Source organism: Nodosilinea sp. P-1105, from assembly GCF_012911975.1.
In the GTDB taxonomy this organism is placed as follows: Bacteria; Cyanobacteriota; Cyanobacteriia; order Phormidesmidales; family Phormidesmidaceae; genus Nodosilinea.
In genome coordinates, this window is record NZ_SMDQ01000003.1 from 148,774 (window position 1) to 170,421 (window position 21,648).

Here is a 21,648-nt window from a genome sequence, read left to right on the forward strand (position 1 = left end):
TTACGCAGCCATGAGACTTAACGACGCACAACCTAAAGCCGGATCCAAGCGCCGCCGCCGTCGGGTCGGTCGAGGTATTTCTGCTGGCCAAGGGGCGAGCTGTGGATTTGGCATGCGAGGGCAAAAGTCCCGATCTGGCAGCGGTACTCGTCCCGGGTTTGAGGGGGGGCAAATGCCGCTTTACCGCCGTATCCCTAAGCTCAAGCACTTCCCTCTGGTAAATCAGAAGGTTTACACCATCATTAATCTGAAAAATTTAGCTCACTTGCCTGCAGGTACCGAAGTCACCCTAGAGTCGCTACTGGAAGCCGGTGTCTTAACCACTAATGATGGCCCGCTTAAGGTCCTGGGAGATGGCGAATTGTCTAATGCCCTGACGGTTAGGGCGGCAGCTTTCACCCAGTCAGCTAAGGCTAAAATCGAGCAAGCTGGTGGTACTTGCGAGATCATTAGTTAGCGGGATAGCTCAGTCATCCCTTAGACTAGTACTGAAGCCGCCTTTTGTGGCTCTACTCAAGAATTAAACGCAGGTCCGAGGAACTCTTTCATGGTCGTAAGTCGGGGTAAAACGCCAAGCGCACAGGAAACCTTTATGCAGATGGCGCAAGCAGCTGGCTTGCGCAGTCGCCTGCTGGTCACCCTGGGGTTATTGGTTTTAGTTAGACTGGGTATTTTTATTCCAGTCCCTGGGATTGATCGAGCTGCTTTCGCAGAGTCGATTCAGTCAGGCAGTCTCGGCGGCTTTGTTGGTTTCTTAGATATTTTTGTGGGTGGTGGGCTCTCTGCTCTGGGTATTTTTGCTCTGGGCATTTTGCCATTTATTAACGCCTCCATTATTATGCAGCTGTTAACAGCGGCGATCCCTGCCCTTGAAGATTTACAGAAAAATGAGGGAGAGGCTGGCCGCCGTAAGATTTCCCAAATTACTCGTTATGTTGCCCTTGGCTGGGCAATTTTGCAGAGTACGTTGCTCTCTTCGTTTCTGTTGTACCAGTTTGCTCGGGTGCCCGGGATTCCCTTTGTGGTCGAAACCGTGATCGCCTTAACCGCTGGTTCTATGTTCGTCATGTGGGTAGGAGAACTAATCACAGAGCGGGGCATTGGCAATGGCGCTTCTCTATTAATCTTCTTGAATATTGTCTCCACCTTGCCCCGTTCCCTGGGCCAGACCATTGAGTTAGCTCAGAGCGGCGATCGCAACCTGGTGGGCGGCGTGATTATTTTGATGCTGGTATTCCTGGCCATGATTGTGGGGATCGTGTTTGTGCAGGAAGGCACACGGCGAATTCCGATTATTTCGGCTCGTCGCCAGGTGGGTCGCAAAATGTATATCGAACAGAGCAATTACCTTCCCCTGCGGCTAAATCAGGGGGGGGTGATGCCGATTATTTTTGCCTCTGCTGTCCTGGTATTGCCGATTTCTCTGACCCAGTACATCAACAACCCCACCTTCAACCAGATCGTTAACACCTATCTCAATCCAACCTCTCTGGTGTATGTGGGTCTTTATCTGCTGATGATTTTATTCTTCAGCTACTTTTACGCCTCTCTGGTGGTCAACCCTGAGGATATGTCCCGGAACTTGAAGAAAATGGGGGCGAGCATTCCAGGTATCCGGCCGGGTAAGGCCACGACCGAATACATTAGCCGTATTTTGAATCGACTCACCTTCTTGGGCGCTATTTTTCTAGGTCTAGTAGCAGTTGTACCAAGTGCTGTGGAGGGTTTGACTCGGGTACAAACCTTCAGAGGCTTTGGGGCTACTTCCTTGCTGATCTTAGTGGGGGTTGCGATTGATACCGCCAAGCAGATTCAGACCTATGTGATCTCCCAGCGTTACGAAGGAATGGTGAAACAGTAGTGACTCGTTTAATTTTCATGGGTCCCCCGGGAGCGGGTAAAGGTACCCAAGCCAAAATGTTATCTGAGGATATGGGTGTACCTCACATCTCTACGGGTGACATCTTACGGGCCGCAGTGGCTGAAGGTACATCCCTGGGGCAAAAGGCCGAAGTTTATATGAACGCTGGTGAATTAGTGCCCGATGAGTTGATGCTAGGGCTAATTCGAGAGCGCTTAGATCAACCTGATGCTCAGCAGGGCTGGATTTTAGACGGCTTCCCTAGGACGGTGCCCCAGGCTGAATTTTTGAATCAATTGCTAGATGACATCAAGCAGCCATTTGACTTTGCGGTGAACCTGGATGTGACCGATGAGGTGATTATTGCTCGCCTACTGAAGCGGGGGCGGCAAGATGATGATGAGTCGGTGATCCGCCATCGTTTGGATGTCTACCGGCAGCAAACAGAACCTCTAATTGATTTTTATCGATCGCGACAGCGACTCGTGTCTATCAACGGTAATCAAACCATGGAGTCTGTGCAAGCGAATTTGAAGCAGGTGGTCGTAGATTAGTGCTTCAGTGACATTGTTTGTTACTTTAAAGGGGGCCAGGAGGATACCTTGATCCCCCATTTGAGTCCTTAGGATTGCCAGTGGGCAGCCATTCCAAGGGACATTGGACCAATGGACGCAGTAAGGAGGATTTAGCTTGTCTAAACAAGACTTAATTGAAATGGAGGGGACCGTCACTGAATCTTTGCCGAACGCAATGTTTCGGGTGGATTTAGATAACGGATTTAATGTTTTGGCGCATATTTCCGGCAAAATTCGGCGTAACTACATCAAAATTCTGCCCGGCGATCGCGTCAAGGTAGAGCTTACCCCCTACGACTTAACCAAGGGACGTATTACCTATCGGCTACGGAAGAAGTAGAGCGGCATCAAGGGCCAGGTTTGGGCTTAAGTCTGGAGCAGAGAGAGATAACAGGACAGATCAATTGGCTCGGTTATAGCTAATGCCGCCAATTCTCAGCATTCAGTTCAGAATACCCAAGCCAAGGTACCCCAGTTAGAATACCCAAATCAGATCTGTATCTAGATCTAGTCTGCTGAAGCCAGAATAGGGTCCAATATTGTTTCAGCCCCGTAACGAAAAATGTCAGTGCAGGGTAAGCCAGTTGTGGCTTCAGTCTGGGCGATCGCTCTATCGGCAGCGTCCGAGCTGAGTTGGCCTGTATTTAGGGCGATCGCCACCACAGGGGACGGATAAAAGGCTCCCCCAGCCGTGGCTACCTGTTCATAAAGGTCAACAACACAACGGAGATCCGGGATTTTGACCTGGGGACAGTTATAGATGTGAGTTTGCTCCGCCCGATGTACCAGCACCAGGTGGGTGGGCTGGCTACCTCGCAGTAGCGGCAGTGTAGCCGTTGAGGAGGGATTGAGCAGCGACCCCTGACCTTCTACAAATAAGATGTCGTGGTCGTAGCCGTATTTGATCAATTCCCCCTCTACGGCCCCAGAGGCGTAGTCGACCCGAATAGCGTCTAGGGGAATGCCATCGTCCCCAAGCATCAAGTTAGTCTGCCCCGTCGCAATCACCTTAGATCGCAGTCCCCGTTTCAGAGTGGCGCGATGCAGTTCTAAAATGGTGGACATTTTGCCCACCGACATATCTGTACCCACCGCCAACACCCGTTTACAGGGCAGATCTCGGGCTCGCCCCGTCCCCACCGTAAGGCCTGGGGGTTCCTGGCGCACATCCCAGATCCATTGATTGGGCCTTGTCCAGGGCTTTAAGGCTGGATGGTCAGCCATTGGTGTGTGCAACCCATTGACAATGCTGAGCCCCGCCTTTACCGCTTGCTCAATCTCTTCAAACCAGGGATCTGGCAGCTTACCGCCAGAAGGGGCAATACCAATGGCCAGGACATCTGGCGTATAGGTTAGGGCTTCGGTTAACGAGGCCACAATCGGGATGGGTTGATCAATACCGGTGAGTTGGGCCAGGGATTGACCAGCGGATTGATAGTCAATGACCGCGACAATCGGCGATTGGCTGAAGCGCAGCATCGAGAGGCCGGTCTTACCCATGGTGCTCTGGGTGCCTTCGTGCATGAGCAAAACAATCCGACTATTAGGCGTGAGGTACATAGTCAAGTCCAAGTCCAGGGTTAGGGGAGGGCATTAGGCATCCGTCAACCAGGGATAAGCCGCTGAAAGGATCGTCTTGTAGATTCAGGTGACTGTCTAAATCTAAGTAGTCCGCCAGGGGAGCCAACTGGGCCATGGCCCCATTGGCCAGGCTGCTGTCAGAGTAGCAACCAAACATCACCTGAAGACCACAGGCCCGGGCCGTATGAATCATTCGCAGGGCTTCGGTGAGGCCCCCAGCCTTCATGAGCTTAATGTTAATGCCATCAATTGCTGGGGCTAAAGCAGGAATATCTTGCCCTTTAAAGCAACTTTCGTCTACGAAAATAGGTAGGGGAGACTGCTGCTTAAGGTCTTTCAGATCGGCATTTTGGCTCACTGAAAGCGGTTGTTCCAGGTGGGTCACCCGACGATCGCTGAGCCAGGTTGCCATGGCGATCGCATCGGCCAAACTCCAGCCCCCATTGGCGTCAACACTGAGGCTAACATCGGCGGGAATGCCGTCATAAATGGCCTGGAACATCGCTTGATCGGCCTCAAGGCCAGCAGGACTACCCAGTTTGACTTTAATCGCCCGGGCTGCCGTTTGCTGTAACCAATCATGCGATCGCGCCAGGGCCGCTTCAGGACTCATAATCCCCACCGTCACTGACGTCGGCTGAATCTGCCTCAAGTCGAGGCCGAGGAAACGCCAGATGGGTTGCCCTGTAGATTTGCCACACCAATCCCAAAGGGCCACATCCAGGGCCGCCCGCGTGGCCGACTGCAGCCCTAGGGTCGCCCCTACCACTTCAGTCGCCTGACGGTCTAGGGGATGGTAAGGCTGTAGCGCCGACGTTAACTTAGCCACATCAGCCATCAGTTGCTCCAGGGTCTGCCGGTGGCTGCCAATCGAGAAGGGTACCGCTTCCCCCCACCCCTCAACCCCTTCGGCCTTAACACGCAGCCAAAGATTAGTCGACTGGGCGGTCGTCCCCCGGCTGATGGTCAGAGGCACCCGCTTATGGACCGTGAATGCTTGACAGGACAGTTCCATGGCTGGGAAAAAAAGAAATGATCAGCACTGCGGCCAAAGTGAAGCCCCTGGCCCACGCCCAGAATGTTACCTCAGTAACCGCCAGTAGGTGGGGATATCCGTCTGTCCTTAGGTAGAACCCGGCTCATTCCCACGTTACACTGTAAAAAAGCCGTATTTGGGCGTCTTCGGTCTATGAGTTTAGAAATAAAAGCCGTGCAAGCACCGTACTATGGCGACGCAATGTACCGTACGCCGCCTCCCGATTTACCGTCCCTACTTTTGAAAGAGCGGATTGTTTATTTGGGGCTACCCTTGTTTTCTGGGGATGACATCAAGCAACAGGTGGGCATTGATGTCACTGAATTGATTATTGCCCAACTGCTGTACTTGCAGTTTGACGACCCAGATAAGCCTATCTACTTTTACATCAACTCTACCGGTACGTCTTGGTATGACGGCAACATGATTGGCTACGACACCGAAGCCTTTGCCATCTGCGACACCATGAACTATATCAAGCCCCCAGTACATACTATTTGTATTGGCCAAGCGATGGGATCAGCGGCAGTCATTTTAGCGGCGGGGAATAAGGGCTATCGAGCCAGTCTACCCCATGCCCGAATTGTCCTAAACCAACCCCGTAGTGGGGCCCAGGGACAGGCTACAGATATTGAAATTCGGGCTAAAGAAGTGCTTGATAATAAACGCTCCATGATGGATATCTTGGCCAAAAGCACAGGCAAGAGTCTGGAGCAGGTGATGAAAGACTCTGACCGGATGTTTTATATGAACCCGGAAGAAGCTAAAGAGTACGGCATTATCGATCGCGTTTTGGCCAGTCGTAAAGAGTTGCCTCAAGTGCCAGCTGGGGCGGGGGTATAACCCGCCGAAAACTACCCTCCGTAGACTTGTTACGGATGTTTTAGACCTGTTATTACTCATCGTAGGTGGAAAGAGCACTATGCCCATCGGTACTCCTAAAGTTCCCTACCGTTTACCCGGTAGCCAATATTCTCAGTGGGTCGATATCTACACCCGTCTCAACCAAGAGCGAATTATCTTCTTGGGGCAAGAGGTGACTGATAGTTTGGCCAATTCCATTGTGGCGGCTATGCTGTATCTTGACTCTGATGACAACAGCAAGCCCATCTATTTGTACATCAATTCCCCTGGTGGTTCAGTGACTGCGGGCATGGCCATCTATGACACCATGCAGTACATCAAGTCAGATGTCGTCACCATTTGCCTCGGTTTAGCCGCCTCTATGGGGGCATTTTTGCTGGCGGCGGGTAGCCCTGGTAAACGGGTCGCCCTGCCCCACTCGCGAATTATGATTCACCAACCGATGGGGGGCACTGGTCGGCAGCGATTACAGGCTAGCGATATCGCGATCGAAGCCAAAGAAATCTTGCGGGTGCGTCAAGAACTGAACGAAATGATGGCGCGCCATACGGGTAAGTCCATCGAGCAAATCGAGAAAGATACCGACCGCGACTACTTTCTATCAGCCGAGGAAGCGAAGGCGTATGGCCTGATCGATCGGGTGATCGAAGAGCGCTCCCAAGAGCTGGCTACGGTGGCCTCTAGTGCGATTTAGGGGAATCCCCTAATTGATTGCGCCATTTCTACCGGACCTTGGCAGAATAGGGAGAGAATTCTTATAGCCATTTAGGTTGGGTTATGGCGCTGGCACACCACTATCGGATTTTAGGCCTAAGAACTGGGGCCAGCTTTGACGATGTCAAGCTGGCCTATCGTAATTTAGCCCGTCTCTATCATCCCGATCTGAATCCAGGCAATGACCAGGCCAAGGAACGGTTTATTCAGGCTACCCAGGCTTACGAAGCCCTGGCGGCCGCTTTACCAAAGGTAGCGGTGCCTGGGCGATCGCCCCAGTCCTCGGTGCCAAGCAAACCCCAGGCACCCCCTGCGAACTCTCCCCAGGCATCCGCTCGATCTCAGACCCAGATCCCTGAAACTCAAACCCCGAAGCCCGCCCCTGCGGCAGAGACTAAACTGGAAAATACGTCTACGGTGCAGCCGGTTCCTGGCGGCTCGCCAGTAGACCAAAACCTGAAGGTGACCAGTTTTGAAACCCTACGTCATTTACTCAGTCACCAACGGTTCCCCAGGGCAGTGGCCTTAGTGGAAGGATTAGCCCAACGGTTCCCGGAAGATCCGGAGGTGCGCCAGTGGCATGCCATTACCTATTACCGTTGGGGCCATGACCTGCTCAACCAGGGCAATTTGAAAAAGGCAGAGGCGTGCCTGAAAAAGGCCTGCCGGGTTGACCCCCACAATAAGTCTTTAGGCCAAGCGATTCAGCAGGGTTTTCAACGTTTGGCCCAATTGAGTCAAAACTCAGTGGCCTAGTACAGCAAGGCAGAAGTAAGAAGGCAAAATGCAAAAGAGGAGCTCATGCCACGCCAAGGTTTGCGCTGGCGTAGATAGGTGGGTTATCGCTGCATCCGGGACTAGTTATCGTCCTGGCCAGTGCTGGCTGAGGAGGATCAGGTCGTGTCGGTGACGCCGGTAGAGGACATAACCATAGACCCCGATCAGCGCGAGTAAACATACATTGGCAATGCCGTTATAGGTGTTAATCATATCCCCTGGGGTCCAGCCATGGCGATTGGCCAGAATATTCATATCCCCATGGTCGGCGTCGCCCCACAGGCCACCGAAGGGAATGGAGGCGCGGCCTCGGCGAATTTGTTTCCACAGGCCAAATTGTCCCCAAAAGGTAAAGGCAGCACCAAGTACCACTGGAAACCGGTAAAAATCCCAGCGCCAGTAATTGGGCATGGGAAAGTAGTACCCCACCATCAATAGGGTGCTGAGGTACAGTTCGCCACCGATGCCGCCAAAGTAAAGCAGCATATCAAACCGATTGACCGACATCACCCAGGTCATCCAAAACTGGAGGATGGCTAAGACCACTGCCAAACCCATGGGCCAGCGTTTTTGTTCCCGCCGCCCAGCCCAAAACAACAACCCCAGCAGGACTAAAATCCCCAGATACACCAGGAGCGATCGCTGGGGGTTGATGTTAGTCCAACCGATGGGTAGGGGGATGGCCTGACGTCCCGCCATCCAGGCCACAGTGGCGTGGCCAAATTCATGGATCCAAATTTTGATGCCCCACAACAGCCGATCAATCATCGGTACAGCATTCATGGCCATACCTAGCCCCATCAGGGCTGGAAAAATCAGGGCATTGCTGTAGCGATTATGGAAAGACATTAAGTCGGTGTCTTCCATGGCGGTAGGGCGGCGGGGTAGGGACAGGGTCTGTTGCCAGGCCGTCTGACCGGTCCGACTGAGGCCAGTCACCACCAGGGTATCGATCGTGGCTAAACCCTGGTCGGCCAAATTTTGGGCCTGGATCAGTTGGTACACCTGAGCTGTGGCCTGCTTGGGATTGGTCACCCGCACCGCTGGCCAGCACACATGCAGTTCATTGGCCTGGATGGTGATCTGGGCCGGCAGCCCCAACTGCCGCAGGCGGCTGGTCAATTGCTCCAAAGCTTGGGTGGCAGGGTCTACTGGAGCCAGATGATGGGGAAGCGAGTTAGGAGCCGCCGTAGTCGGGGTAGCCGGGGCGGGGCGGGGCGGTTCAATCAGCGATTCCACGGGCGCAGTCGCTTGGGTGTGGGACTGCTCTAAGTAGGACTTGAGGGTTTCAAAGGCCCATTTAAGTGGCTCAATGGCAGCGCGATCGCTCCGGCGTAGGGCGGCGGCTTTGAGCTTGAAGTAACGACTCTCCACCTGAGCTAGGGGTGCCCCTAGGGGAAGCTGAAGTTCTGTATAGGCGCGGCTAATCGTAGCAGGAAGTTCCTCTGCTAGGGGGGATTGATGGTTACGGGAGGTGGGCGCTGCTCCCTCGGATGGATAGTCAGGGGCCGAGGCCGTTGACCTGGGGCTAGGGCTAGGGGGAAAAGGGGCTGGTTGCGGAGCCTGGGGAGCCAAGGCGCTGGTGGCTTCCCCCATATCCAGGAGGGAAATTTCGGTTTGCCAACCCACCGCAGATGCCTCGGTGGGTTCGGCCTGGATTTGCACAATGCCAATGGAGGTCACCCCTAGCCGCTGGATGTATTGGCGGATATAGGCCACTGTAGGGCCTTGAGGAGGGAGGGGGGAACCGGTTAGCCAGAGTTGCAGACAGTAGGTGTGGCGATCGCCCCGGACAGTAATCCCCTGGGGCTGGAGGGCACGGGTGAGCAAAGCCGCGATCGCGCCCCCATCTCCATCTTTAGCCTGTTCCAATAGCGAGGCCGCCATCGCCATACTCCAGTGGTTGCAAATCCATATTAACCAGACTGCCCAGGTTGGTTATTGTGTTACCGGGTTTGCGGTTCTAAATTTTGAATTTTGAATTGCTTCCCCTTCTGCCTTTCGCCTTCTGCCTTCCCCCTTAGGCTGCGGCCCAGGTGCCGTGGAAACTGGGGGGAATTACCTCTGGTAATTGCAGCCGACAGATGGGGCCCTGGGGCAGGTGATGACCGTCGTAGATCCAGACTTCGCTACGGTGGTGGTGGCCATCGTAGACCACGGTAAGCACCCAGTGTTGCTGGGGATCGCTGCTGTCCACTGCCGGGATCGGTTCAGAGGGATAGCACCCCGCCTGGGTAGGGGCCGGGGTCAGGGTTTGACGGCTGGGGTCAAATTGGGCGATGCCGTCAAACAGTTCGGTTACAGGCATGGGGGTCTGGCTATGGACATTCAGGTAGGTCAGGGCTGAGCTGCCCTCCCCCATGACCGTAGGAAATTCACAATGGCGATCGAGCAGGCACTGGCGATCGATAATCTTGGCGGTGTGGGGATCTAGCCGATATTGCCAAAGCTGGGCCAGGGCGGGGGTTGACATCTGACCAGAGGGCACTTCTTTGAGGTATTGGTTGGTGGCGAAGTCGGGATAGCGCACCACATCGAAGACGATAGTGCCATCCGAGGCCAGATAGCTGCGACCAAAATGCCATTGGTACCAAGGGTCCACCTGGTTCCAGGCGATCGCCTCCAGACTGTCGGCATCGACCACGATGATCTGGGTGCCCCGCTGGGGTTGCCATTGCAGGGCATCGCTAAAGCTTTGCAGCCCAAATACGGCGGGTAGGGGGTTGAGGCGCACCGGAGAAACGCAGAAGACCAGGTAGCGATCCGCCAGCACAAAGTCGTGGATCAGCGGAATACCAGTTAATTCTATGGTTTCGGTGCGATCGATCGCCCCCGATGGGTGACAGCGATGGAGCTTGAGCTTGGCGTTGCCCCCCGGAATTAGCCCAATATTGAAGATTTGGCCGGTGCGCCCATGGCGTTTGGGGTGGGCTGAAAAGGTATCACTGGCATCCAGGCGATCCAGGTGATCCAGGCCCTGGGTCTCCAGGGTCTCTAGGTCTAACCGATGGGGCAAGCCCCCTTCCCATAGGGCCAAGAGGCGATCGGGTAGGGCCAGCACCGAGGTGTTGGCGGCATTTTTGACCTGGGTCTGCCACCGCTGCCACCAGGGAATCGGCGGCAAGCTGCCATAGCCCCGGTAGAGGGGGCGATCGGCGGCTGCTTCTGCTTGCCAACCGGCGGATTGTACATAGCGGTAGGTGGCCCTGGCCCCCTGGGGGTGAAAATTCACCCGCAACACCGCTCCATCCCCGTCGAACCAGTGGCTGACCGGTACGCCCCCCCGCTGCAACCGGGCCGGACCATTGCGGTACAGGGTGCCCCGTAGCCCTGGGGGGATGGCGCCAGCGATGATTGTTAGTTCGGCTGTGGCAAACTCGCGGGGGGGATTAGCGATCGCCCCTGTCCACAACGCCCCTGTATGCTGTCCTGGGGGTGACGCCGAAACCACCATAAATCAATTCTCCATCGCCATAACCACCCCTTCATTCTGGCGCAGAATGCCTAGACGATGGTACAGGCCCCGCCCCGCCGGTGATCCCCTACCCCTGAAAACTCGCCGTCTGGCCCTACGGCCACCCCGTGAACACCACCAAAAAACATATTGGTGGCTTGCCACCAAGTACAGTGATCCCCCTGGCCAATCCCAGCGGCCTCCAGGCTGGCGCGATCGTAGCCCGGCTCCAGATGCAGCGCTCCCCGCTCCCAATGCAGGCGGGGGATGTTGACCGCTGTTTCAATGTCCATGCCAAAGTCCAAGACGTTGGACACCACCTGCAAAATCGCCGTGCGAATTCGGTTCGAGCCCCCCGATCCCAGCACCAGCAGAGGTTTACCGTCCTGCAGCACAATCGTGGGAGCCATCATCGAGGAAATGCGCTGGTTGGGCTGCCACTGGTGAAACCCATGGGGATTGAGGTCTTCTTCCCCCAGCATATTGTTCACCATCACTCCGGTACCGGGCAGGATGTAGGAGGACCCTTCCCCGTTGGAGGTGGTCATACTGACGGCGTTGCCTTCCCCATCCACGGCACTGATGTGGGTGGTGCTGCCCCATTTATTGCTCCCCTGGCCCAGGGCCATCTGCACCTGGTGCCGATACTCAGCCAGATGGGTGGCACTGAGGAAGCGATCGCTAATATCAGACTGATACAGGTGGCGATCGTAGCCATTTTGTCGGGCCTGGTTGGTGAGGGCCATTACTGCTCGCAGGGCGGCCACATGTTGGGGACTACCGTGGCTGTACTGGTGAGGGTTAACCTCTGCCAGTAGCTGCAGGGCAAAGCCAATCAGGGTGCCCCCAGAACTGGGGGGTGGATTTGTCAACAGGTGGGTCTGGCCGTAGGGGACGTGCAGGGGCGATCGCTCGATCACCTGGTACCCGCTTAAGTCGGGCTGTCGCAGATATCCTCCCTGGGTACGGCAGCTGTCCACCAACTGAGCGGCCAGGCGTCCCTGGTAGAATAGATCGGATCCTATATGCACCACCTGATCCAGCAGGGCAGCGAAGTCGGGCAGATAAAACCAGTCTCCCTGGGTCAGCAACGTTCCCTGGGGGGCATAGATCCCTCGGGCCGCAGGGGTAGCGGTTAAGATTGGGGCTAAAATTTGAAAGCAGTAGGCCCGAAACGGTTCTACCCGGGTACCTTTGATTGCCCAGTGCTGGGCTGGGGTCACCACTGTCTGCAAAGGGAGACGACCCAATTGCTGGTGCACCTGCAGCAAGCCAGCCACCACGCCGGGCACCGCCATCGAGCCCAGGCCAATGTGAAATTCCTGGGTGGTGTCGCCAAAGTTAGCCTCAATCGGGTAAAAGTCGAGATCCCCATTAACCGCCTTGGCTTGGGGAGTTTGGCAGAAAAAATCGAAGAGTCGATTTTGGCCATCGGCACTGTGGGCCAACAAAAACCCGCCCCCAGCCAGGGAGGTGAGGGGAGACTCGGTGACACAGGCGGTAAAGGCAGCGGCGATCGCGGCATCAAAGGCATTGCCCCCCTGGCGCAGCATCTCAGCCCCAGCATCAGCGGTCAGCGGATGCCCCGCCGCCACCGCCCCCCGGTTGCCCCTAGAGATTGCCCCAGCCATGGTTATTCACTCAGTACATTCATGAGATATCCGCCCATTAAGCAATCTGACGGCTCGAATGTCAATGACGCTCTCCTGGGGTAATCGCTAATGCCAGTCACGCCGTCTCCGCCCCTGGAGAAACCGCCATTTCTATCCAGCTTTCTCAAATTAGCCGCCGCCAATATCATTTCCAACCTGATGGTGCCCCTGGCCGGACTGGTGGACACGGCCTTCCTAGGTCACCTTGCAGAAATTCACCATCTGGGGGGTGTCGCCCTGGCCATGGTGATTTTTAACGTGGCTTACTGGAGTTTTGGGTTTTTGCGCATGGGCACCACCGGCATGACCGCCCAGGCCCGGGGGCGCCAGGATACCAACGGCCTCTGGCTGATTTTGCTGCGCCATGGGGCGATTGCCCTGGGCTTTGGCCTGGGCATTTTGCTGCTGCAAGCCCCCCTGCGGAATCTTGGCTTTGCCCTACTCAGTGCCGAGCCCGAGGTACGAACGGCAGGCATCGCCTTTTACAATGCCCGGATTTGGGATGCCCCGGCGGTGCTGCTCAACCTGGTGCTGATGGGCTGGTTCTTGGGTCGGGAAAAGGGCCGCCGGGTGATTTTGTTGTCTTTTGTGGGCAACGGCAGCAACGTGTTGTTGAACTACCTGTTTATTCGCCAGCTGGGCTGGGCCAGTGCCGGGGCCGGTTGGGGCACCGCCCTTAGCCAATACCTGATGCTGCTAATGGGGCTGGGGCTGATTGTTCGGGAAGGGGGTGGGCAGCGGTTGTGGGCGGTATTCCCCCAGGCCTGGCAGGGGTCAGCCCTGAAAGCCCTGTTCGCCCTGAACCGCGATATTCTATTACGCACCTTTGCCCTGGTTTTGAGCTTTGCCTTGTTTACCAATGCCAGTTCCGCCCTGGGTAGCCAGGTCCTGGCCGCGAATACCCTGCTGCTGCAAGTGGTCACCCTGTCCGCCTACTTCATTGACGGCATTGCCTTTGCCACAGAAAGCTTTGCCGGTCGATACTACGGCAGTGGCAACTACCGCCAACTGCGGCAGCTCTTGCGGGTTGGTGGCAGCATTAGTCTGGCCCTGGGGCTCAGCTTTGGGCTGGCTTTTGTGCTGTTTCCCCAACCGCTGTTTGGCCTGTTGACCAGCCACAGCACGGTGATTGCTGTGGTCCAGACCTATGTGGGCTGGTTGGTGCCAATCTTGGGCCTGGGGGCGATCGCCTACATGCTAGACGGGTATTTTCTGGGGATCACGGCGGGCAAAATTTTACGCAATGCCACCCTGGTGGCATCTGGCATTGGCTTTTTACCCCTGGCCCTGCTGGCCCAGACGCTGGCCAGTGCCCACCTGCTTTGGCTGGCCCTGGTGGGGTTAATGGCGGCCCGAGCCGTCACCCTGGGCTGGGCGGTGCCCAGGTCGTTAGGGCGATAGCTCCACGGATATATACCAAGTCCAGCTCGGGCTCTGGAGTTTTCCCCCAGGCAGAGCTCCAGGTCTGGACTGGAATTTGGTGTATACCGCCAACGCCTACATTGCCGACACCCACTGCACCAGGGTGCGCACCCCAAAGCCAGTGCCGCCAGGGTTGTTGTAACCACTCTCTTTTTCCGTCCACACCGGACCAGCCACATCCAGGTGAACCCAGGGGGTATGTTCCACAAACTGCTTTAGAAATAGTGCGGCCGTAATCGAACCACCAGGGCGAGGACCGGTGTTCTTCATATCGGCCACAATCGACTTCAACCCTTCAAAGTATTTTTCTTCCATCGGCAAGCGCCAGAATTTTTCGCCAGCGGTTTCTGCCGCCTGAGCTATGGCGGTGGCCAGGTCGTCATGGTCGCTGAATAGACCCGCAATGTCATCCCCCAGGGCGACGATGCAGGCGCCAGTCAGGGTGGCCAGGTCGACAATGGCATCCACCTCTAACTTTTCGGCAAACACCAGGGCATCGGCCAGGGTAAGGCGGCCCTCGGCATCGGTATTATTCACCTCAATGGTTTTGCCGTTGGAGGCGGTGAGAATGTCGCCGGGGCGCATAGCCTTGCCGCTGATCATGTTCTCGGCGGCGGCACTAATGAAGTGTACTTCGGCACTGGGTTTGAGTTGGGCGATCGCCTTAGCCGCCCCCAGGGTAGCCGCTGCCCCACCCATATCCATTTTCATCATTTCAATGCCGCTGCCAGCTCCCTTAATGTTCAAACCGCCGGAATCAAAGGTGAGCCCTTTACCAATGATGGCAAGTTTGTGGCTGGGGGTAGCCGCTGGTTTGTAGGTGAGGTGAATGAACTTGGGTGGCAGGTCTGAGGCCTGGGCCACCCCCAAGTACGCCCCCATGCCCAGAGCTTCGCATTGCTCTCGCTCCAGGATTTCTAGCTCTAGGCCATGGGCGGTGGCAATCTCCTGGGCTGTTTGGGCCAGAGTTTCGGGAGTGACCACGTTGGCGGGGGCCGACACCAGTTCCCGGGCCAAGATCACCCCGTCACAGATGGCCTGGGCTGCCTCCAGGCTGGTGTCTTGTCCCTGGGACTCCAGCAGGTGAATGGTCTCTAGGGTGGTTTTACCCTTGTCAGCCTCGTCGGACTTGAATCGGTCGTCCTGGTGGAGGGCCAGGGTCACCCCTTCTATGGCAGCTTGGGTGACGGCCTGGGTGCTCAGGGCCGGGTCGTTATCCACCACCGGTAAACTGAGGCCCAGGCTGGTACATTTTTCTTGCTTGGCCAGGCGAGCGGCAGCAGCGGCGGCCCGGCGCAGAGTATCGGCGTTCAGACTATCGGCAGCGCCTAATCCTACCAGGCCCAGTTTACGCACCCCATTGCCGACGCGAATCACCGCTTTAGTGCCCGCTTTGCCGGTAAATTCGGCTTCGTCAATCAGCTCTTGCAGCAGCCCTGATACGCGATCATTGAGCTCTGCCAGGGAGCCTGATAGGGGTATTGCTGCTTCGCTAAGGCCAACCACCAAGCAATCCCCAGACCAGGTGAGACAGGTTTGATCCGACAGTTCAAATTTCATGCAACCTAGGCTCTTTTGACGTTTCTACCTTTATTAATGTACGGGGTAACTTCCCTGGCGGCTACAGCCGTGACTGGGGAAACGGTCACGGCTGGATCGAGGGGAGCGTCAATCTAAAAAGAAACCCATGCCGCTGTCTCACTTCTTGATTTTTTTGCTACAACCCTAGCAGGCCTCTGATGGCTTTTGATCTGATTGTTCATCCTCAACCTTGCCGGTCTGCCATGCTAAAGCAGCTAAAAACGAATCTGCCGTTATTTGCGATCGCAGGGGTTAGTGCCCTGTCCTTGGGCATTGTCGCGGCCCTGGTGAACACGGTTGTCTCCCCAGAGGTGGCAGAGGTCGGGGAAGAGAGTGCTGGTTTTTTGGGGCTACCGTCCCGGGATCCTTTCGCTAAGCATGATCCGGTATTGGGCTTGGCGTTGCAGACCCCAGAGCAACGGCAAGCCGCCCTCACCAACTATGTGGAGAATAACGATCCGATTAGCCGCAGTCGCTCCCAGTTTCTGCTGGCCCAAGATTTAATCAACGCCGATCGCGGCGGCAGCGCTATTCCCTTGTTAGAAGGGCTGGATGCCGAGTATCCCACTATGGCCCCCTACAGCTTAATGGCCCTGGAGCAGGCCCAGCGAGCCGCAGGGCAGACTGAGGCGGCCCAGCAAACCCAGCAACGGCTGCTGAGTGAGTTTGGGGACGATGGGGCGATCGCCCCGTTACTATACCGCCTGGGGCAGCAAGATCCAGCCTATGGGGATCAACTGCTCGAGCAATTTCCTGACCACCCCAGATCGGTGGATATGGCTCACCAACGGCTAAGCGCAGACCCCCACCGGGCCGACGCCCTACCTTTGTTGCTGACCATCGCCCGAGCCGGGCTACATCACCCCCAGGCTGGGACAGCCCTGGTGCGGCTCAAGCATGAATTTGCCGACCAACTGCAGCCCGAGGACTGGCAAACCGTTGGCTTTGGTTTTTGGCGGCGCAGCAACTACGCTGAGGCGGGGCCAGCCTATGCCAAGGCCCCCGTGTCGGCCCGCAACCTGTACCGAGCCGCCCGTGGCTTGCAAATTGGTAACCAGCGCGATCGGGCGATCGCGCTGTTCAACCAACTGGACCAACAGTTTCCCGACCACCCTGACACCGGGCTGGGGCTGATGCGCCTCACCCTCAGTCTGTCCGATGAGGCCAAACTGGGGGTGTTAGACCAGGTGGTCAACCGGTTTCCCGAGCGGGCCGCTGCCGCCCTACTGATGCGGGCCAACATTCTGGATGGTCTAGACAGCTCGAGCTCAGCCCAGGCCACCCGGGAAACGATTCTACAAGACTATAGTGACTCTGACGCAGCGGCTGAAATTCGCTGGACCAACGCTCGTAACGCTGCAGACCAGGGAGACCTGACGACAGCAGTTAACTGGGGCCGCCAGGTGCTAACCCACAGCCCCGACAGTGAAACCGCTGCCGAAGCGGGCTTTTGGACCGGCAGATGGGCGCACCAACTGGGGGAAACCGCCGTGGCCCAGGAGGCCCTGGAGCAGGTGATTGCCTTTCAACCCGAGTCTTACTACGCCTGGCGGGCAGCGGTAGCCCTGGGCTGGGATGTGGGAGATTTCAAAACCGTTCGGGCTAAAGTACCGGCGATCGCCCCTCCAGAGCGCCGGGCGCCTCTACCCGTGGGCTCTGATCAACTCCAGGAATTGTATCTCCTTGGCCAAGACCAGAAAGCCTGGGAACGCTGGCAACTGGAATACACCAATCGCCAAGATCCCTCCTCAGCGGAGCGGTTTGTGGACGGCCTGATGCGCCAGGGAGCTGGCGATCACCTGGATGGCATTTACCAGGTGTCTAGCCTGGCCTGGGACATTGCCCCAGAGGAACAAGCCGCCTTTGCCGAGTTGTCGCAGCATCCAGACTACTGGCATGGGGTCTACCCCATGCCCTACCGGGATTTGATTGAAACCTGGTCCGCCCAGCGCCAGCTTAACCCGCTGCTGGTGGCGGCATTAATTCGGCAAGAGTCGCGGTTTATGCCCTCTATTCGCTCGGGGGTAGGGGCGGCGGGGCTGATGCAGGTGATGCCCGGTACCGCCACCTGGATCAAGGAGCGATCCGACATCGACACCTATAACCTGGACGATCCCCTGGACAATATCAAGCTGGGTACCTGGTATTTGGACTACACCCACCGAGAGTACAACAACCACTCGTTATTTGCGGTCGCCAGCTACAATGCTGGGCCTGGTAATATCGCCCGCTGGATTGAACGGGGCGGCTTTACCGACGCCGACGACTTTGCCGCAAAAATTCCCTTCCCTGAAACCCACGGCTATGTCAGGGCGGTGTTTGGCGGCTACTGGAACTACCTACGCCTCTATGACCCCGCCATTGCCCAAGCCGTGGAGCAACTGCAACGGCGCCATGCCGGTTAATAGAGAATCGAGCTACCGGATGGTATAACAGTAGCGATGGCGATGGAGCTCGCCGAAACCGCCCGGGACGTACCCCGCTTAGGGCTGATGGCTCCTACTGTTCCAGCTTGTGGCGAAAGGCCAGCGGCGGGCAGTAGGGGCTCGCTTGTGATTGGGCTTTGGCTACAGGCTTGCTAGTCCGATGAGTGAGCGGTAGCCAATGATAGAAAGCATCCTTTTGATATTGCTGGTGGGTTTCTTTGCTGGCCAGGTGGCAGGACGGCTGAAGGTTCCGGCCCTGGTGGGCATGGTTTTGGCTGGCATTGCCCTAGGCCCGCAGGGACAAAATTTACTCAGTCCAGGGGTTTTAGGGGCCGCCGATGGACTGCGCACCATGGCGGTCATGGTGATCTTGATGAAAGCCGGTTTAGGTTTAGATCGCGAAAAGCTGGCCCAGCAGGGGACTGTGGCCCTGCGACTGGGGTTTCTACCCGCTAGTAGTGAGGTTTTGGCAGTGGCGATCGCCGCTGTTTGGCTATTGCAGTTTGATGTAGCCACTGGGTTAATGCTGGGGTGCATTGTGGGGGCCGAGTCCCCAGCGGTGATTGTGCCTGCAATGCTGCGGCTCAAGAGCTTAGGCTGGGGAGTGACCAAGGGCATTCCTGACGCCATTTTAACCGGCAGTGCTCTGTCAGATGTATTGCTGCTGCTGGTGTTTAGCCTGCTCCTCACCTTTTTGGGGCAAGGGGGAGAGGCCGGACTGACCCTACCGGGGGGGCTAACCCTCAGCCCGTTGCAGCTATTGCCGTTGCAGATTGGGCTACAGGTGGGACTGGGGCTGGTGCTGGGCTGGGTGTTGGCCCGGCTGCTCGTAACCATCCTAGCCCAGCAACGTTGGACCCAAAATGCCGTCCAAGATACTCTGGTGGCGGCCAGTTTCGCCCTGCTGCTGGTGGTGTTGGCGGAAAGGATGCCCATTTTCTCGGGCTATTTGGCCGTGATGGCCACCGGCTTTTTTTTGATTGAGTTGGATGCCCCCCTGGCCCGTCGGCTGCGGGGGGGATTCGATAGCCTGTGGATCGTGGCTCAAATTGTCTTGTTTGTGCTGCTGGGGGCCAGTATTCAACTGGATGTCCTGGGAGACACCATCGGGGTAGGATTGCTGATTATTGCCATTGGCACGCTAATCGGGCGAGGGCTGGGCTGGTACTTGTCCACCTTGGGTAGCAACTGGACCTGGAAAGAGCGGCTGTTCCTGTTGCCAGGTAACTCAGCCAAAGCCACTGTCCAGGCGGCGATCGGGGCGTTACCCCTGGCCCAGGGTATTGCTGGCGGCGAAACCATGTTAGCGATCGCGGCCTTATCTATTCTGGTGACCGCCCCCTTTGGCGCTTGGGCCATTCCCACCTTTGCCCCCAAGTTGCTTGAACAGGGGGAAGTAGATCCCACCAAAGTCACGGTAGCCCGTCAAATTGTGCTGCTAGCCGCCGTCGATACATCCCCCATGGCGGCCCCTGTGCTGGCCAAAGCCGCAGAACTGGCCCGCCGCAGCGATGGCCAGGTGGTGGTCTTGCATGTGGTACAGATGGATGATCCCGAGGGTCTGAAACAGCTACAACAGCAGGCCCAGCAATATCTGGCAGATATCCGCTATCGCTTTATCGCCAAGCCAGGGGCTATCCCTGAAACCATCGTGACTACGGCCCAAGACTATAACGTAGCTGAAATTGTGATGGGTAAACGGGGGCATCGCCCGTTCACAGAAATTTTGGTGGGGGCTGCGTCCCAGAGGGTACTCGAGACCAGCCCAGTGCCAGTCCTGGTGATTGCAGAGGCCCCCTAGGCCGTCGGTACAGATCCTCAGGGGCTACCTTGGGGACCCGATCAGCTGTCGCCAAACCCGGGGCCCTTGGCACCCTGACTGCTAAAGCTGACATCAAAAAACTAAGCCACAGGAAACTGGTCAGCGATAATCGCCCCATCCAGGCCCAAAGCCACTGCATATTTCTGCAAGAAAGCCCGAATGTAAAAGGGCTCAGGCAATTGGCTCAGGTTGCCCGTTTCAATTGCCTTAATGGTGTAAGGCTGGATAAACGTCTGTTGATAGACATCATCCACAGACCAGCCCTGTGCTTGGCGGTGCTGCTTTAGATCTGCCCCCACCCGCTGTAGACTAGCCTGCTGCCTCGCGACTACATCCGCCTGGGCTTGCAACTTGACGGCCAATGACTCATGGATATAGTCACGCCGATGGGAGAAGCGAGCCGCAGGGGTCGGGGCCGCCACCGTCTGAGGTCGGTGGGCTTGGCGGTCAGGGCGGGGGCTGGCTGTCCCCCGCTGGGGGGCGGGTGGGGTCAGCTTGGGGGATGCGGTTTCCAGGGGTTGCCCCACCGGTTGACTGTCTTGCAGCCGCTGATCTAGCCGGTAGCGGTTAAGTAGCCCCAAGGCCACCAGGGTGGTTATGGGCAAAGATGCGGCAGCGACTTGCTGGGCCGCGATCGATACCGCTGCTGTTGCCCCAGCCCCCACAATCAGCGCATATTCTGAGGCGGGGGTCAGCTTCGGCTTAGAGGGTTGAGGGTTGGTCATAGCACCGCTTAGACATGTCGATAGGTTTATCTTTACGGCGGTGCAGCCCCTTGATCCGGAAGAGAGGCCTGAGGTTTTGGTGGGCGATCGCCCACCACGGGAGACAGTACAGTTCAGCGGCGGCCTCAGTCAGGAAAGAAAAAGTCGGTAGATTCTTCGTCCTCTTCGGAGGCGGTATAGCTCCGGTAGTACTCTTCTAATTCAGAGGCGCTGATCGATCGTTCCGAAGGATTTTCAAAAAATGCCTTGACTTTTAAATAGCGTCGCAATCCTTCTGCCCCAGCGTCATGCTGAGTTGCCGCTTTAAAGTCTTCAGGAAATGTATCGCTCACCTGGAGCCACGCTTCTTCCAGAATATCCTCCACGTCTTCGGTTGGGGCCGCCTCAATCAGGGCCTCAAGCCCATCAAGGATGTCAATCAGCTTGAGAATTTCTGGAATTTTCTCCGAGTCAGACATGGAGCCAAACATGAATAGACGCAAAACAACCGGGGAAGCTTAAGGGAAATTTTAATCGAGGATGGAGCGTAATGATCGTTAACAGTGATCGTTGTTCAACTCGCCATCGGCCATGCGGGTGTTACAAAATCGGGCCACACTCAGGTCGGTACGCACCAGATTAGCCCCACGCAGGTCGGCGTTGGTCAAATCAGCATCCCTAAGATCTGCCTCGCGAATTAGGGCTTCCCGCAGATTGGCCCCGCTCAGGTTGGCCTCGCTCAGGTTGGCGCCAATGAAATTGGTGCGGTAGAAGCGGCCATCGGTGAGGGTCGCCCCAGTCAGATTGGTTTGGGCTAAATTCGCCTCTGAAAAGTTGGCCCCATCCAGACGACTGCCCTGCAAGTCACTGCCTTGCCATCGACTCCCTCTGGCCTCCACCTGGGTTAAGGTAATGGCCACAGCGGTTACTTGTAGCGCTGTGGCTCGGCTGAGGGCAGCCTGGTGGGCGTTGGCATTAGTTAATGTGGCCCCAGACAGGTCGGCATCGTTAAGGGTGGTCTGGCGCAGGTTAGCCTGCCCCAGTTGGCTATGGGTTAACTGGGCTCGCGATAGCCGGGCTCGGCTGAGGTTGGCTTGACTGACTCCCGGTTCGCTCATTTCTAAGGAGGTTCCTCAGATTCTGGCCCCAGCCGAGTGTAAATACTCACCGGGAAGTTGA

Annotated in this window: 19 protein-coding genes and 1 riboswitch; of the genes, 10 read left to right on the top strand and 9 right to left on the bottom strand. The window is 56.7% G+C overall.

The features are described from left to right. Window positions 1–10: 10 nt before the first annotated feature. The 4 genes from rplO to infA all read left to right on the top strand — a co-directional run bounded on the left by rplO (window position 11) and on the right by infA (window position 2,776). Entirely contained in the window at window positions 11–457 is a 447-nt protein-coding gene (gene rplO / locus E1H13_RS02680; protein ID WP_169611840.1) for a 50S ribosomal protein L15, read from the top strand. Window positions 458–547: 90 nt separating this feature from the next. After that, a complete protein-coding gene (secY, locus tag E1H13_RS02685; protein WP_169611841.1) occupies window positions 548–1,861 on the top strand; it encodes a preprotein translocase subunit SecY in 1,314 nt (437 codons plus the stop codon). Further along, window positions 1,861–2,415 carry an adenylate kinase gene (locus E1H13_RS02690; RefSeq protein WP_169611842.1) on the top strand — a complete coding sequence of 185 codons (555 nt, stop codon included), beginning with the start codon at window positions 1,861–1,863 and terminating at the stop codon, window positions 2,413–2,415. Before secY ends, E1H13_RS02690 begins: the two co-directional genes overlap by 1 nt. Before the next feature lie 136 nt (window positions 2,416–2,551). Further along, on the top strand, window positions 2,552–2,776 hold the full coding sequence (gene infA / locus E1H13_RS02695) for a translation initiation factor IF-1 (protein WP_006276978.1): 225 nt from the start codon (window positions 2,552–2,554) through the stop codon (window positions 2,774–2,776). A 167-nt stretch (window positions 2,777–2,943) separates the two neighbouring features. On the opposite strand, the gene E1H13_RS02700 is transcribed toward infA, so the two are convergent. Then, window positions 2,944–3,996, bottom strand: a complete 1,053-nt coding sequence (locus tag E1H13_RS02700; protein ID WP_169611843.1) for a DUF1611 domain-containing protein — start codon at window positions 3,994–3,996, stop codon at window positions 2,944–2,946. Continuing rightward, entirely contained in the window at window positions 3,980–5,032 is a 1,053-nt protein-coding gene (locus E1H13_RS02705; protein ID WP_169611844.1) for a dipeptide epimerase, read from the bottom strand. The genes E1H13_RS02700 and E1H13_RS02705 overlap by 17 nt, the downstream gene beginning before the upstream one ends. Window positions 5,033–5,206: 174 nt before the next feature. Between E1H13_RS02705 and E1H13_RS02710 the strand changes: the two genes are divergently transcribed. The 3 genes from E1H13_RS02710 (at window position 5,207) to E1H13_RS02720 (ending at window position 7,387) form a co-directional block, all read left to right on the top strand. Then, complete coding sequence (locus E1H13_RS02710) at window positions 5,207–5,896, top strand: ATP-dependent Clp protease proteolytic subunit (RefSeq protein WP_169611845.1); 690 nt, start codon at window positions 5,207–5,209, stop codon at window positions 5,894–5,896. Window positions 5,897–5,975: 79 nt separating this feature from the next. Then, window positions 5,976–6,611, top strand: a complete 636-nt coding sequence (locus E1H13_RS02715) for an ATP-dependent Clp protease proteolytic subunit (protein ID WP_169611846.1) — start codon at window positions 5,976–5,978, stop codon at window positions 6,609–6,611. 83 nt (window positions 6,612–6,694) lie between these two features. Beyond that, entirely contained in the window at window positions 6,695–7,387 is a 693-nt protein-coding gene (locus E1H13_RS02720) for a DnaJ domain-containing protein (RefSeq protein WP_169611847.1), read from the top strand. Window positions 7,388–7,492: 105 nt separating this feature from the next. Here E1H13_RS02720 and E1H13_RS02725 read toward each other — a convergent pair whose 3' ends face one another. The 3 genes from E1H13_RS02725 to ggt form a co-directional block, all read right to left on the bottom strand. Then, complete coding sequence (locus E1H13_RS02725) at window positions 7,493–9,295, bottom strand: hypothetical protein (protein ID WP_169611848.1); 1,803 nt, start codon at window positions 9,293–9,295, stop codon at window positions 7,493–7,495. 133 nt (window positions 9,296–9,428) lie between these two features. Further along, window positions 9,429–10,862: a carotenoid oxygenase family protein gene (locus E1H13_RS02730; RefSeq protein WP_169611849.1), complete on the bottom strand. Its 1,434-nt coding sequence runs from the start codon at window positions 10,860–10,862 to the stop codon at window positions 9,429–9,431. Window positions 10,863–10,912: 50 nt separating this feature from the next. Continuing rightward, the gene (ggt, locus tag E1H13_RS02735; RefSeq protein WP_169611850.1) at window positions 10,913–12,493 is read right to left on the bottom strand and encodes a gamma-glutamyltransferase; all 1,581 of its coding nucleotides are present in this window, start codon (window positions 12,491–12,493) and stop codon (window positions 10,913–10,915) included. 90 nt (window positions 12,494–12,583) lie between these two features. Between ggt and E1H13_RS02740 the strand changes: the two genes are divergently transcribed. Continuing rightward, the gene (locus tag E1H13_RS02740; protein WP_169611851.1) at window positions 12,584–13,915 is read left to right on the top strand and encodes an MATE family efflux transporter; all 1,332 of its coding nucleotides are present in this window, start codon (window positions 12,584–12,586) and stop codon (window positions 13,913–13,915) included. A gap of 96 nt (window positions 13,916–14,011) precedes the next feature. Here E1H13_RS02740 and E1H13_RS02745 read toward each other — a convergent pair whose 3' ends face one another. Continuing rightward, window positions 14,012–15,496: a leucyl aminopeptidase gene (locus E1H13_RS02745; protein ID WP_169611852.1), complete on the bottom strand. Its 1,485-nt coding sequence runs from the start codon at window positions 15,494–15,496 to the stop codon at window positions 14,012–14,014. Window positions 15,497–15,675: 179 nt separating this feature from the next. Here E1H13_RS02745 and E1H13_RS02750 point away from each other — a divergent pair, with 179 nt between their 5' ends. After that, window positions 15,676–17,922, top strand: coding sequence for a lytic transglycosylase domain-containing protein (locus E1H13_RS02750; protein WP_240966370.1), 2,247 nt, complete (start codon window positions 15,676–15,678; stop codon window positions 17,920–17,922). Between the two features lie 29 nt (window positions 17,923–17,951). Next, a riboswitch (Fluoride riboswitch) is annotated at window positions 17,952–18,026 on the top strand. 95 nt (window positions 18,027–18,121) lie between these two features. Then, window positions 18,122–19,744 carry a cation:proton antiporter gene (locus tag E1H13_RS02755; protein ID WP_169611853.1) on the top strand — a complete coding sequence of 541 codons (1,623 nt, stop codon included), beginning with the start codon at window positions 18,122–18,124 and terminating at the stop codon, window positions 19,742–19,744. 101 nt (window positions 19,745–19,845) lie between these two features. Here E1H13_RS02755 and E1H13_RS02760 read toward each other — a convergent pair whose 3' ends face one another. The 3 genes from E1H13_RS02760 to E1H13_RS02770 form a co-directional block, all read right to left on the bottom strand. After that, complete coding sequence (locus E1H13_RS02760; RefSeq protein ID WP_169611854.1) at window positions 19,846–20,490, bottom strand: helix-turn-helix transcriptional regulator; 645 nt, start codon at window positions 20,488–20,490, stop codon at window positions 19,846–19,848. A gap of 125 nt (window positions 20,491–20,615) precedes the next feature. Then, window positions 20,616–20,948, bottom strand: a complete 333-nt coding sequence (locus tag E1H13_RS02765; RefSeq protein WP_169611855.1) for a hypothetical protein — start codon at window positions 20,946–20,948, stop codon at window positions 20,616–20,618. A 78-nt stretch (window positions 20,949–21,026) separates the two neighbouring features. Then, window positions 21,027–21,587: a pentapeptide repeat-containing protein gene (locus E1H13_RS02770; RefSeq protein ID WP_169611856.1), complete on the bottom strand. Its 561-nt coding sequence runs from the start codon at window positions 21,585–21,587 to the stop codon at window positions 21,027–21,029. Window positions 21,588–21,648 lie beyond the last annotated feature (61 nt).